12 protein-coding genes are annotated in these 13,521 nt (G+C 72.4%); 5 read left to right on the top strand and 7 right to left on the bottom strand.

Going from position 1 to position 13,521, the window contains the following annotated elements; all coding sequences use genetic code 11:
- Nucleotides 1-231 precede the first annotated feature (231 nt).
- The 6 genes from IE263_RS41325 to IE263_RS41350 form a co-directional block, all read right to left on the bottom strand.
- Nucleotides 232-867: a hypothetical protein gene (locus tag IE263_RS41325; protein WP_189943260.1), complete on the bottom strand. Its 636-nt coding sequence runs from the start codon at nt 865-867 to the stop codon at nt 232-234.
- 101 nt (nt 868-968) lie between these two features.
- Nucleotides 969-2,228, bottom strand: coding sequence for an MFS transporter (locus IE263_RS41330; protein WP_229911456.1), 1,260 nt, complete (start codon nt 2,226-2,228; stop codon nt 969-971).
- A 31-nt stretch (nt 2,229-2,259) separates the two neighbouring features.
- Nucleotides 2,260-3,714, bottom strand: coding sequence for a CitMHS family transporter (locus IE263_RS41335; protein ID WP_189943261.1), 1,455 nt, complete (start codon nt 3,712-3,714; stop codon nt 2,260-2,262).
- A gap of 179 nt (nt 3,715-3,893) precedes the next feature.
- The gene (locus tag IE263_RS41340) at nt 3,894-6,125 is read right to left on the bottom strand and encodes a molybdopterin oxidoreductase family protein (RefSeq protein ID WP_189943262.1); all 2,232 of its coding nucleotides are present in this window, start codon (nt 6,123-6,125) and stop codon (nt 3,894-3,896) included.
- 103 nt (nt 6,126-6,228) lie between these two features.
- Nucleotides 6,229-6,843, bottom strand: a complete 615-nt coding sequence (locus tag IE263_RS41345; RefSeq protein WP_189943263.1) for a TetR/AcrR family transcriptional regulator — start codon at nt 6,841-6,843, stop codon at nt 6,229-6,231.
- Nucleotides 6,840-7,535 (bottom strand): hypothetical protein, encoded by a 696-nt coding sequence (locus IE263_RS41350; protein WP_189943264.1) that lies wholly within the window; start codon nt 7,533-7,535, stop codon nt 6,840-6,842. The genes IE263_RS41345 and IE263_RS41350 overlap by 4 nt, the downstream gene beginning before the upstream one ends.
- Nucleotides 7,536-7,697: 162 nt before the next feature.
- Here IE263_RS41350 and hmgA point away from each other — a divergent pair, with 162 nt between their 5' ends.
- Genes hmgA through IE263_RS41365 form a run of 3 tightly spaced genes read left to right on the top strand, consistent with a single transcriptional unit; the run spans nt 7,698 to nt 10,993 of the window.
- Nucleotides 7,698-9,050: a homogentisate 1,2-dioxygenase gene (gene hmgA, locus IE263_RS41355; protein ID WP_189943265.1), complete on the top strand. Its 1,353-nt coding sequence runs from the start codon at nt 7,698-7,700 to the stop codon at nt 9,048-9,050.
- Between the two features lie 27 nt (nt 9,051-9,077).
- The gene (locus tag IE263_RS41360; protein WP_189943266.1) at nt 9,078-9,827 is read left to right on the top strand and encodes a GntR family transcriptional regulator; all 750 of its coding nucleotides are present in this window, start codon (nt 9,078-9,080) and stop codon (nt 9,825-9,827) included.
- Nucleotides 9,828-9,853: 26 nt separating this feature from the next.
- Complete coding sequence (locus IE263_RS41365; protein WP_189943267.1) at nt 9,854-10,993, top strand: type ISP restriction/modification enzyme; 1,140 nt, start codon at nt 9,854-9,856, stop codon at nt 10,991-10,993.
- Here IE263_RS41365 and IE263_RS41370 read toward each other — a convergent pair.
- Nucleotides 10,990-11,703 (bottom strand): TetR/AcrR family transcriptional regulator, encoded by a 714-nt coding sequence (locus tag IE263_RS41370; RefSeq protein ID WP_189943268.1) that lies wholly within the window; start codon nt 11,701-11,703, stop codon nt 10,990-10,992. The genes IE263_RS41365 and IE263_RS41370 overlap by 4 nt on opposite strands.
- A 63-nt stretch (nt 11,704-11,766) precedes the next feature.
- Here IE263_RS41370 and IE263_RS41375 point away from each other — a divergent pair, with 63 nt between their 5' ends.
- Together IE263_RS41375 and IE263_RS41380 are read left to right on the top strand one after the other, a co-directional pair.
- Complete coding sequence (locus IE263_RS41375; protein WP_189943269.1) at nt 11,767-12,711, top strand: ATP-binding cassette domain-containing protein; 945 nt, start codon at nt 11,767-11,769, stop codon at nt 12,709-12,711.
- Complete coding sequence (locus tag IE263_RS41380) at nt 12,708-13,490, top strand: ABC transporter permease (protein ID WP_189943270.1); 783 nt, start codon at nt 12,708-12,710, stop codon at nt 13,488-13,490. Before IE263_RS41375 ends, IE263_RS41380 begins: the two co-directional genes overlap by 4 nt.
- Nucleotides 13,491-13,521: the final 31 nt, after the last annotated feature.

Raw genomic sequence — 13,521 nt, forward strand, 5'->3', positions numbered from 1 at the left:
CCCCCACCCGCCCCGCCATCCCCCATCAGGCCATCAGTACCTCCCCCCGCCGCCAGGCGAACGGCACGCCCGCCCGCCACCAGGCGAACGGCACGCCCGCCCGGCGCCGGACGAACAGGGCGTCCGCCCGGCGTCGGGCGGACGGAACCTGCGCCCGGCGCCGGGCCGACGGCATCCGCCCCCGCGGCCGAGCGGACCGTGCGTCCACCCGCCGCCAAGTCGACGGAGCGTCTACGCGGTGCCATGCGAACGGCGACGGAGCCGGAACCAGACCGCCCCGCCGGCCGCGGCCAGACCCACGGCGAGCGCGCCGGCGACCGGGCCGACCGCGGTCTCACGGGCGACTCCGCCACCGCCTGCCGGCGGGCCACCGTGCGGGGGCGGCGCCGTGGTCCGGGACGGGGACGGGGACGGCGTCGCGACGCAGTCGACCCTGAACACCTTCTGCTTGCCGGCGCCGCTGCCGCCTTCGATGTTCCAGACGAGCTTGTACTGGTCGTCCGGCAGGACGATGTCCTCGGTGTGGCCGGTGCCGTCCGGGTTCAGCGTGATCTCACCCGAGAGCGTCGCGCCGTTCGGGTCCAGGGGCTGGGTCTCGATGGTCCAGGTGATGTTCTGGCCGTCCGGGAGGTCGTCGAAGTGGGCGGCGTCGATGTAGAAGCTGCAGACCTTCGGCTCGTCCTTCGGGTCGCCGACCGGTGTGCGGGGGTTGGCCGCGGAGTGGATCTTGACGGTGCCGTTGTCACCGGGCGCCATGGGCACGGCGACCGCGGCCGGCGCCGCCGTGAGGGCGCCCCCCGCGATGGTGAGGGCCGCGAGGGCGGCGGCGCGGACGCCGGCGCGGCGTGGACGGGGCGTGGCGTGCATGCGAGTTCCTCCGAGTCTGGTGATTATCGTACAAATCACGCTTCACCTGACTCTTTTTCACATGTCGGACCACAACGGTGGGAGCATCGCCCGACGCCTCGTCAGTTGTCCTCCTTCCGGCCCACAGCGGACCCGGGACGAGGGACCTCGACGTCCGGCTCCGGCTCCGGCTCCGGTTCCGGCTCCCCGGCCGCCTTCACCGGTGACCGCAGCGCCACCCCCGACGACAGCAGCAACAGCGCCCCGAGCATCACGAAGGGCGCGGCCACCCCCGCGACCCCGGCGACCAGACCCGCGGCGGCGGGCGCGGCGACCTGGCCGAGCCGGTTGCCGGTCAGGCGCAGCGCGAGGGCCGTGGAGCGGGCGCCGTCGGGGGCGGCCTGGACGACTGTCGTCATGGACAGCGGCTGTCCGACCCCGAGGCAGAAGCCGAGCGCGGCGAGCATCACGGCGAGCGCCCACACCGGCACCGGCAGCGCGATCCCGGCGCACAGCAGGGCCGCCAGCAGACAGGTCACGGTGAGCAGGACCGTCCGCCCGAGCAGCCGCAGCAGCGGGGTGAGCACCAGTCGGCAGGCGATCGTGGCCGCCGCGCGCAGGCTGAGCAGAAGGCCGATGACGGAGGGCGCGATGCCCCGGTCCTCACCGACCACGGGGAGATAAGCGGTGAGGATGTCGGTCGCGGACAGCACGGAGAGGCTGACGAGGATGCCCGCGGGAACGCCCCGGGCGCGCAGGATACGCAGGACGGGGACGCGGTCACCCTGTGCCGTACGGGACTTGGGCACCGTGTCGCGGTGTTCGATGCGCCACAGCGAGGTGAACGCCACCGCGGCGCCCGCGCCCGCGACCACCAGGGCGAGGGCGCTGGTGCCGGCCATGTCGGAGCCGCCGATGAGGGCGCCCGCCGCGATGGGGCCGATCAACTGACCGAGGGAGGCGCCGATGGTGAAGTGGCCGAAGTTGCGGTCCTGTTCGTGCGGGGCGGACTGCCGGGCCACCAGGGACTGGGAGCCGATGACGAAGCTGAGGTGGCCGAGGCCCATGACCCCGCTCCACAGGGCCATCGCCCACAGGGAGTTCACCAGGCCGCTGAGCGCGCAGCCGCCGGCTATGAGGACCACGCCGACGGGCAGCAGGGGCGCACAGCGGCCGTGGTCGGTACGGCGGCCCAGCGGAACGGCGGCGAACAGCGGCAGCAGCGCGTACACCCCCGCGATGACGCCGATCGCCCGCTCGTCGGCGCCCAGCGCGAGGGCCCGGTAGGAGACGGCGGGCCGGGCCATCGACACCGCCCCCTGCGCGAAGCCGAAGGCGATGACGAGGCGGAGCAGCCAGCCGCGGTTCCCACCGGGCCTCATGTCGGGTCCTCCAAGGGGGGTTGTGGTGGGGTCAGATGATGCCGAACAGGATTCCGGCGCCGAGGATCACCAGCGAGGTGATCGCGGCCCACTTCACCACGAACCTGGTGTGGTCGCCGAATTCGACCTTCGCCATGCCGACGAGCACGTACACGGCCGGGACCAGCGGGCTCGACATGTGCAGCGGCTGGCCGACGAGCGAGGCGCGGGCGATCTCCAGCGGCGACACCCCGTGCGCGGCGCCGGCCTCGGCGAGGACCGGCAGGACGCCGAAGTAGAAGCCGTCGTTCGACATGAAGTACGTCAGCGGCAGACTCAGGAAGCCGGTGACGAGCGCCATGTGCGGGCCCATGCCGGACGGAATGCCGTCGACGATCCACTTGGCCATCGAGTCGACCATGCCGGTGCCCTGCAGGACGCCGGTGAAGACGGCGGCGGCGAAGACCATGCCGGAGACGTTGAGGACGTTGTCGGCGTGGGCGGCGAGCCGGGCCTTCTGGTCGGGGATGTGCGGGAAGTTGACGGTCAGGGCGAGCGCGGCACCGAGGATGAACAGCACCGGGATCGGCAGCCACTCCATGATCATGGCGGTGAGCAGCGCGACCGTGAGCAGCGCGTTGAACCAGTAGAGCTTGGGGCGCAGCGTCGGGCGGTTGGGGTCGAGGCCCTGGAGGCGGACGTCGTCGCCGTCGTCACCGTCGTCGGAGTTCTCCGCGTCGGTGCCGGAACCGGCGCCGCCGGTGGCCTTCGTCAGGCGGACCTTGTCGGAGCCGCCGGAAGCGCCGGCGCCCACGAGCACCGTCTCGGACTCCTGGTCCTGCTCGCCGTCCTTGACGATCTTCTCCTGCTCCAGGACCTCGTTCAGGCTCAGCACCCCGAGCCGCTTGCGCTCGCGCAGACCGAGGAAGTAGGCGAGGACGAAGACGAAGAGCAGACCGACGAGGAGCGCCGGGATCATCGGGACGAAGATGTCGCCCGCGTCGAGCTTGAGGGCGGTGGCGGCGCGGGCCGTCGGGCCGCCCCAGGGCAGGGTGTTCATGACGCCGTTGGCGGTGGCGGCGACACCGGTCATCACGACCAGGCTCATCTTCAGGCGCTTGTACAGCGGGTACATCGCCGAGACGGTGATCATGAAGGTGGTCGAGCCGTCACCGTCGAGCGAGACGATCGCCGCGAGGACGGCCGTGCCGACGACGATGCGCAGCGGGTCGGCCTTGCAGAACTTCAGGATGCCCCGGACGATCGGGTCGAACAGGCCGACGTCGATCATGAGGCCGAAGTAGACGATGGCGAACATCAGCATCGCGGCGGTGGGCGCGAGGTTGCCCACCCCCTCGATGACGTAGTCGCCGAGCTTGGCACCTTTTCCGACGAAGACACAGAAGAGTGCGGGGATCAGTACGAGCGCCGCGATCGGCGACATCTTCTTCATCATGATCAGGACCAGGAAGGTCGCGATCATGGCGAAGCCGAGGATGGTCAGCATGAGTGGATACCTAACGTTCGCCCTTGAACATCCCACCTGGGGGTCGGCGGTGCGTTGACGTTAGGGCCGTTCAAACGGTGTTAACAAGACGTTGACGCGCGAGCAATAAGCGCAAAACTCCTGGTCACAGCTTTGCTCAGGTCAGAGGCATGAGCTTTTCGGTCACGGAACGGCCTCTCTCAGTCCGCCGGGGCGACGTCGACGGGCACGCCATTGAGAACCGCGTTGCCCGACAGCGGGTCGAGCAGGCTGCCGTCGAGGAGCTGGTTGACGTTGACGCCGGGGTCGGCGGAGGCATGGCTCAGCCGGGTGCCGGGCCGGTCGTGGCCCCAGCCGTGCGGCAGGCTGACGACGCCCCGCCGCACGCCGTCGGTGACCTCGGCCGGGGCGGTGACCTCTCCCCCGGCGCCCTTCACCCGCACCGCGGAACCGTCCCGTACGCCCAGCCGCTCGGCGTCCTCGGGGTGGATGTGCACCGTGCAGCGGTTGGTGCCGCCGGTGAGGGCGGGCACGTTGTGCATCCAGCTGTTGTTCGACCGCAGATGCCGGCGCCCGACGAGGACGAGCCCGGCAGGCCGCTCCTCCCGTGCCCGCCGCAGACGCGGAAGATCGTCGACGATCGGCTGCGGCAGCAGTTCGATCCGCCCGCTCCTGGTCTTCAGCGGCTGCGGCAGACGCGGCTGCAGCGGTCCGAGGTCGATGCCGTGCGGATGCTCCAGCAGCCCGGCCAGGCTCAGCCCGTCGGGCCGTACGCCGAAGCCGTCGCCGTAAGGGCCGAGGCGCAGCATCATGTCCAGCCGGCGCTCGGGGCCGTTCTCGCCGGTGAGGTGCGCCGCGAGCTCCTGCGGGTCGCGGCCGTGCACCGGGGAGTGCGGTTCCCTGACCGCCTTGCCGAGGGTCTGGCCGATGACGAGGTCGTCGACGGCGGACGGGTCGGCGCCGTGCATTCCGGTCACGGCCAGGGTCAGCCGGGCGAGGATCTCGCTCTCGGCCATCCGGCCGGCTTCGAGGGGGACGGCGGGGCGGGTGTAGCGGACCTGGTTGCGGACGGCGAGGGTGTTGAAGGCGAAGTCGTGGTGCGGGCTCTGGGAGGGCGGGGGCGGCGGCAGGACGACGTGGGCGTGGCGCGAGGTCTCGTTGAGGTACGGGTCGACGCTGACCATGAAGTCGAGGGAGCCGAGCGCCTTGTCGAGCCGGTCACCGTCGGGCGCGGACAGCACCGGGTTGGCGGCCACGGCGATCAGGGCCCGGATCGGCTCGCCCTCCTCGGTGGCGGTGTCGATCTCCTCGGCGAGCGCGGACAGCGGCAACTCGCCCTTGGCCTCGGGATGCCGGCTCACCCGGGAGTGCCAGCGGGCGAGCTGGAAGCCGTGGCCGGGACCGGCGGGGCGGGGCGTCCTGTCGGTGGCCGACTGCGGGAAGAGGGCGCCGCCGGGCCGGTCGAGGTTGCCGGTGAGGATGTTGAGGACGTCGACGAGCCAGCTGGCGAGGGTGCCGTACGGGACCGTGCAGCTGCCGATGCGGCCGTAGACGGCGGCGGTGGGGGCGGCGGCGAGTTCACGGGCGAGGGTGCGGACGAGTGCGGCGTCCACGTCACAGGCCGGAGCCACGGCCTCGGGGGTGAAGTCCCGTACGGCGTCCCGGAGTTCGTCGAGGCCTTGGACGTGCTGGGTCAACTCCCCCAGATCCACGAGTCCTTCCTCGAACAGCACCTGTGCCATCGCCGCGAGCAGCAGGGCGTCCGCGCCGGGCCGGATCGCGATGTGCCGGTCGGCGAGCCTGGCGGTGCGGGTGCGGCGCGGGTCGACGACGGTGAGGGTGCCGCCGCGGGCCTTCAGGGCCTTGAGCTTGCCCGGGAAGTCGGGGGCGGTGCACAGACTCCCGTTGGACTCCAGGGGGTTGGCGCCGATGAGCAGCAGATGGTCGGTGTGGTCCAGGTCCGGTACGGGGATGGCGTTGGCGTCACCGAAGAGAAGCCCGCTGGAGACGTGCTTGGGCATCTGGTCGACCGTGGACGCGGTGAACAGGCTGCGGGTGCCGAGCCCGGCGAGGAGCACCGGCGGGTAGAGCGCGCCGGCCACGGTGTGCACGTTGGGGTTGCCGAGGACGACCCCGACCGCGTTCGGCCCGTACCGCTCGACGACCGGCCGGATCCCGGCGGCGACCGCGTCGAAGGCCTCCTCCCAGGTGGCCTCGCGCAGTTCCCCGTCCCGGCGCACGAGGGGGGTGCGCAGCCGGTCGGGGTCGCCGTCGACGGCCCCGAAGGAGGCGCCCTTGGGGCAGATGAACCCCTTGCTGAACACGTCGTCGCGGTCGCCTCGGGCGCCGGTGACCGTGGTTCCGTCGATGGTGAGGGTCAGCCCGCAGGTGGCCTCGCACAAGGGGCAGATTCGCAGGGCGGTGCGGGACACGGGTCCTCCCGGAAGGCGGCGGCTGTGGCGCTCTCGTCCCGCCGAGCATACCGACCGGTATGCACGCTGGGGAGGCCCCGGCAGGAGGGAGCCGCCGGCCGGGTCAGTCGAGCGCGCGCGCCAGATAGGCCCGCAGCAGCTCCCGCGTCTCCTCGATGACCCTCTCGTCCCCCTCCGGATCCATCCGGAAGGCCAGGTGGACGAGGGTGTCGGCAGTCTCCACGGCGATCAGGAAGGTGCGGCGCAGCTCCTCGTCGGGCTCCCGGCCGAGATAGCCGGCGAGCAGGTCGGTGAGGCGGTCGGCGACGCGATGGTTGGGTTCGGCGCGGGTGCCCACCGGGATCTGGTTGCCGAAGTCGACGAGGGAGAAGCCGGGCGCCGTGCGCTTCATGGCCAGGTACTCGTCGAGTACGGCGTCCATGGCGGCCCGCCAGTCCCCCCGGCGGGCGTCCTTCAGCCGCTCGGTGACGCGCTCCGCGTAGCGCTCCAGGTTGCGCTGGGCGAGGGCGTCGGCCATCTCCTTCTTGTTGCCGAAGAAGCGGTAGACGGAGCCGATGGGGACGCCGGCGCGCTGGGCGACGGCGCGGGTGCTCAGGGCGTCGTAGCCCACCTCGTCGAGGAGGTCGGCGCAGGCGTCGAGGATTCTGGTCAGCCGTTCGGCACTGCGCCGCTGCACGGGCGCACGACGGAGCGATGTCGCGTGGGGCACGGGCTTCATGATGCCTTTCCGCCGTGGTCGGGTGAACCTCGCCCCTCGGTACGGGGAAAGATGCCCGGTGCACTCAGTACGGAGGACGAGGCGGAGGGCGCGTTCTCCGGGGACGCCCCCGCCTCCGGGGAAGCCTCCGGCCCGGAGGGCCTGTCCGGCGCGGGGGACGCCTCCGGTTCCGAGGACGCCTCCGGTGCCGACGCCGTCACGTCCGCCGTGCTCTCGATCGGTTTGCCGTCGACCGCCCACACCGTGCCGTCGTCGGCGTACAGGCGGGCGGTGACCTGGTGGGTGCCGTGCGGGAGGTAGCCGGCGGGGAGGTCGCAGGCGGGGCCGCGCAGGTCGGCGACGGGGCGGTCGTCCACGAAGAGCCGGGCGGTGCCGCGGCCGCTGACGGCCCGCGCCTTCGTCCCGGCCGGCGAGAACCGGAAGTTGCGCACCTTCAGGCGGACGTCCCAGCCGCCGTCGGCGTCGGGCTCCACCTCGACCCCCACGTCCGGGGCGCCCTTCTTGTCCACCTCCCGGTAGCGCCGCCCCTCGCCGTCGGTGTCCTCGAGGACCTTGCCCACCGGCGAGGGCGAGACCGCCGCGCTCGCCCCGTCCCCCGGTTCGCGGGCAGCACCGGAACCGCAGCCCGCGGATCCGGTCAGCAGCAGGACACAGACGGCGAGCGCGGGGAGGCTTCCTCGCGTCCACGACATGCGGGCGAGCGTAGAACACCGGTACGACACGCGAATCCCCCTGGAGTCGGGTTCTCGCCACCCCGTGATCGTCCTCCCAGAGGAGGAGCCCCGGGCCTCTTGCGCCCCCGAAAACGTAATCCTACGGTGATGCATAGGAATCGGCGGCGCAAGGGAGCACGCATGAGCAGCGGGGACGCACGCAAGACGGCCGAGGGGCTGACCTACCTCTCGGGGTTCGGCAACGAGCACGCCTCGGAGGCCGTCCCGGGCGCCCTGCCCGAGGGCCGCAACTCGCCGCAGCGCGCCCCTCTCGGTCTGTACGCGGAGCAGCTCAGCGGTACGGCCTTCACCGAGCCGCGCGCCCACAACCGCCGCTCGTGGCTCTACCGGATCCGCCCGTCGGCCGCGCACCCGGCGTTCACCCGCACGGACCAGGGCACGCTGCGCACGGCCCCCTTCACGGAGACGGTCCCCGACCCCAACCGCCTGCGCTGGAACCCTCTGCCGGAACCGGCACCGGGGACCGACTTCCTGGCGGGCCTGTGGACCCTCGGCGGCAACGGCGACGCCACCCAGCGCACCGGCATGGCCGTGCACCTCTACCACGCCGACACCTCGATGGACCGGGTCTTCAGCGACGCCGACGGCGAGCTGCTGATCGTCCCGGAGCGCGGCGGACTGCTGCTGCACACGGAGTTCGGTCTGTTGCACGCCGAGCCGGGCCATGTCGCCCTGATCCCGCGCGGGGTCCGCTTCCGTGTGGAGCTCCTGGACGCCGCGTCCGAGGGCGGGCAGAGCCCGACGGCCCGCGGCTACGTCTGCGAGAACTACGGCGCCCCCTTCCGCCTCCCCGACCTCGGTCCGATCGGCGCCAACGGCCTCGCCAACCCCCGCGACTTCCGCGCGCCCGTCGCCGCGTACGAGGACGTGGAGGGCCCGGTGGAGGTGGTGAACAAGTTCTGCGGCTCCCTCTGGCGGGCCACGTACGACCACTCCCCGCTGGACGTCGTCGCCTGGCACGGCAACCACGTCCCGTACGTCTACGACCTGCGCCGCTTCAACGTCATCGGGACGATCTCCTACGACCACCCGGACCCGTCGATCTTCACGGTGCTGACGTCGCCGTCCGACACCCCGGGGCTCGCCGGCGTGGACTTCGTGGTCTTCGCGCCGCGCTGGCTGGTGGGCGAGGACACCTTCCGGCCGCCGTACTTCCACCGGAACGTGATGAGCGAGTACATGGGCCTGATCGAGGGCGCCTACGACGCCAAGGCGGCCGGAGAAGGCGGTTTCGTGCCGGGCGGCGGTTCCCTGCACAACATGATGTCGGCGCACGGGCCGGACCGGGAGACGTTCGACAGGGCGAGCGCCGCCGAGCTGAAGCCGCACAAGGTGGACGACGGGCTGGCGTTCATGTTCGAGACGCGGTGGCCGCTCACCCTCACCCCGCACGCGGCCCGCGCGGACCATCTGCAACAGCGGTACGACGACGTGTGGTCGGGCCTCGAACGCCATTTCCGCCCCTTGCACTGAGGATTCCCTGCCGGTACGGATGGCCCCGTGACCTCCTTCGCCCCGGACTCGATCGTCCTCAACCGCAAGCTGCCGCTCTGGTACCAGGTGTCGCAGTCGCTGCGCGCCTCGATACTCGGCCGCTCGCCCCGGGACCCGCTGCGCCTGCCCACCGAGGAGCAGTTGGCGGGGCACTACGGGGTGAGCGTGCTGACCATGCGGCAGGCGCTGAAGGAGCTGGAGCACGAGGGGCTGATCACCCGGCACCGCCGGCGCGGCACGTTCATCGAGCCGACCGCCCGGCGGGGAGCGCCGGTCCGCCTGCTGGGCTCGGTCGACGCGATCGTGGCCCAGCAGTCCGGCATGGCGACGCAGCTGCTCGACCGGGGCACGGTGGCGACCCCGGCCGAACTCGCCGAGTACTTCCCGGACCTGGCGGAGGTGGCGACGTACCACCGGCTGCGCGGCGACGAGAAGACGGGCGAACCGACCAACCACGCCCGCAACTACGTCCGTCCCGAACTCGCCGCCCTGATCGACCCCGACGACCTGGTCCGCTGGCCGATGACCAAGGTGCTGCGGGACGTCGTGGGCGCGGACATCAGCCGTATCACGGACACGGTCGAGGCCCGCCTGGCGGACCCGGAGACGGCCCGGCTGCTCCACGTCCCGCTGCTGAGCCCGATCCTGCACTACACGGGCGTGACGTACGACGCCGACGGCCGCCCGCTGGACGTGGCCGTCATCCACTACCGGGGCGACCGCTTCTCCTTCACGGTGACGCTGGACGCCACCTGACACGCGCACCCCGAGGTCGTCGTACGATGCCCGGCGTGACGCACGACGACGCTCCGCCGCTGGCGGACCTCATGCCGTGGTCCGTCGCACCGCCGCGGCTCGGCCGGGGGTGGCCGACGGCCCCCGACCCGGCTTCCCTCAAGGCCCGTTGGGACGCCCTGATGAAGGCCGAGGGTCCGGAGCGCGAGGCCCTGTTCGAGCCGACGCGCTCACGCACCCTGCACACGGCGGTCGGGCGGCTGCCCAGCCGATCCGCCGGCACGGAGAAACTGATCCGCGCCTCGGGCCCCTGCCCCGAGCCCGTCCGCGTCCTCGCCGCGCCCTTCGACGAGCAGTGGCTCCTCCCGGACCATCGCCTGATCGACGCGGCCCGCCCCGAGCTGTGGCGGGTGGCGGACGAGCACCAGGTCTTCGTGGTGGAGACACCGGACGCCCCCTTCCTGCTGGCGACCTCCCTGTTCCCGTTGCTCCGCACCGGCCGCGTCCGCCCGCTCCACCGCCGCCCGGGCGCCGCGGAACCCAACCTGGCCCCCGGCCTGCTGGCCCACCTGGGCCACTCCGCCGACCCGCTGGACTTCCTGGCCTGGACCCTCACCGCCGTCCGCCCCGACCTCACGGTCCCCCTCCCCCGGGACCCCGGCCTCTGGTCCCGGGGCGTCGAGCTGGGCCACCGCATCCTCTGGCTCCTGCGCCGCGACGGCGACCGCCCCAAACTCCCCGGCGGCCGCCGCCCCTACGTCCGCGCCCCGCTCCCGGCCCGCCCCCTGACCCTCCACTACGACCGCGAGGAGGAGACCCTCCACCTCGACGAGGGCCGCATCTCCCCGGTGCCGCCTCAGGCCTGGGACTTCGAGGCGGGAGGAGTGCGGGTCCTGGAGCAGTGGTTCACGACGCGGACGGCGGAGCCCGAGCCGGGCACCCTGTCGGCGATCCGCCCGACGACCTGGCCGCAGACGTGGACGTCCGAACTCCTGGAACTCATCACGGTGTTGGCCCTGCTGGCGGAAGTGCGCCCCCAGCAGGAGGAGTTGAAGGTGACGGACCCGATCACGACGGCGGAGCTGCGCGAGGCGGGCGTCCTCCCGGTCCCGGACCGGGCCCGCCGCCCTGCTTCGATCCTGGACCACGACGAGGAGGGCCCGGAGGGCCAGCTCGCTCTGATCTAGTCCTTGGGCGCGAACGCGTCCAGGACCCTGTTGAGCGCCAGCTCGAACACCGCCTCCAGATCGATCGGCCCCGGGTCCTCCCCGAACGCCGCGGCCATCCGTGGGAACGCCCCGCTTGCCAGCTGCCCCCCGAGATAGGCGATCCGCACCGCGTTCTCCTCCTCCTCCGACCAGGGCAGCGACCGCGACCGCTCGGCAGTGGCCAGCTCGTTGGCGACGTACGTCGTCACGGTCCCGTTCAGCATGCCGACGAGCTGCAGCTTCATGCCGTACGTCATGTCCAGCGGGTCCAGACAGGCCAGGCAGTGCTCCAGATACCGCAGCGCGTTCGGACTGAACCCGTACACGGGTGACATCAGCCGGGGCAGCCAGGGATGCCGTCGCATCAGCTCGCGCGTCTGCCGCCCCACCCGCAGCATGTCGGCCCGCCAGTCCCCGCTCGGCTCCCACAGTTCGTGCTCACCGCTGACCGCGTCGAACATCAACTCGTACAGGTCCTCCTTGCGGGGGACGTAGTTGTACAGCGACATCGTTCCGCAGTCCAGCGCGGCGGCCACGTGCCGCATGGACACCGCGGCGAGCCCCTCCGCGTCGGCGATCCGTACGGCCGCCGCCGCGATGTCGGCACGCGTGTGGGCCGGCTTCGGCCCCCGGCCCGTCCGCTCGGGACGGGCCCAGATCACTTCGGGTACGGCCGCTCGGCCCGCCATCGATCATCACCTCGGCCACCATCGTAGTTACGTACACCGTACGTAGTGCGCTATGGTCGACCCATGACAACTACGTACGCTGTACTTAGTGAGGGTCTGGAGAAGCGGTTCGGCGAGGTGCACGCCCTGCGGGGCCTCGACCTCGCCGTCCCCGAGGGCACGGTCTGCGGGCTCCTCGGGCCGAACGGGGCGGGCAAGACCACGGCCGTACGCCTGCTGACGACGCTGCTGCGACCGGACGCCGGCTCGGCCCGGATCGCGGGGCACGACCTGGTCCGGGAGGCCGCGGCCGTCCGGCGGGTCATCGGCGTCACCGGGCAGTACGCGACCGTCGACGGCGACCTCACCGGCCGGCAGAACCTGCGCCTGTTCGCCCGTCTGCACCGGGTGCGCGGGCCGGCCGAGCGCGCCGACGAGCTCCTCGACCGCTTCGGCCTGACCGAGGCCGCCGACCGTCCCGCGTCGACCTGGTCGGGCGGGATGCGGCGCCGTCTCGACCTCGCGGCGAGTCTGATCCGCCGCCCGGACGTGCTCTTCCTCGACGAGCCGACGACCGGTCTCGACCCGGCCGGCCGAGGCGCCATCTGGGACGCCGTCCGCGAGCTGAAGCAGGACGGCACGACGGTCCTGCTGACCACCCAGTACCTGGAGGAGGCGGACCAACTCGCCGACGACATCGCCCTGGTGGACCGGGGCCGCGTCGCGCAGACCGGTTCGCCCCGGCATCTCAAGGCGCTCATCGGCTCCTACGCGGAGGTCGTCGTCGCGGACGCCGGCCTCCTGGCGAGGGCGGCGGGCGTCCTGGACCGGCTCACGGGCGGCGAGCCGACGTTCGACCACGCCCGGCGCGCCGTCGGCGCGGTCAGCCGCGACACCACACTCACCCTCCCCCGCCTGGTCCGCGAACTCGACGCGGCGGGCGTGCCGTTGCTCGACGCGCGCATCGAACCGCCCACGCTCGACGAGGTGTTCCTGCGCCTCACCGACGACAAGGAGATCGCGGCATGAGCACCCTCGCGTACGACGGCTCGGCCATGCTGGGCCGGCAGCTGCTGCGGATCCGGAACAACCCGGCGCTGGTGATCCTCACCCAGACCATGCCGATCACCATGCTGCTCTTCTTCGGCTACGTCTTCGGCAGCGCGCTGGCGATGCCCGGCGCCGAGTACCGCTCCTTCCTCGTGCCGGGCCTGCTGGTGGCGACCGCCGCCAACGGGATCATGACCGGCATGTTCCAGGCGGCCCAGGACGTCCACCGGGGCGTGACGGACCGGCTGCGCACGCTGCCGGTGAGCAGGGCGGCGGTGCCGCTGGGGCAGGCGGTGGCCGACCTGGTCGCCACGGCGGCGGGGACCGTGCCGTTCCTGCTGGTGGGCCTCGCGGTGGGCTGGCGTGTGGAGGGCTCGGCGTTCGCGGCGATCGGGGCGGTGGCGCTCCTGCTCCTGTTCCGGTTCGCCTGCACCTGGGTCGGGATCCACCTCGGACTGCTCTCCCGCAGCGAGGAGGCGGCCGGCCAGCTCGGCAGCGCGACCTTCATGCTGCCGCTGCTGTCCAACGCCTACATCCCCACGGACAACCTGCCGGGCTGGCTGCGCACGCTCGCCGAGTGGAACCCGATCAGCGCGGTCACCACGGCCCTGCGGGACCTGTTCGGCAACGCGCCCGTCCCGGAGGGCGCCGCCTGGCCGGTGGCGCATCCGGTCGCCGGTTCACTGGCCTGGTGCGCGGTGCTGCTCGCGGTGTTCGCGCCGCTGGCGGTCCGCGCCTACGCGCACCCCCGTGCATGACAGATCCGCCGGTCGGGGGCCATGATCCACC

It is taken from the genome of Streptomyces aurantiogriseus (assembly GCF_014649375.1).
Classification (GTDB): Bacteria; Actinomycetota; Actinomycetes; order Streptomycetales; family Streptomycetaceae; genus Streptomyces; species Streptomyces aurantiogriseus.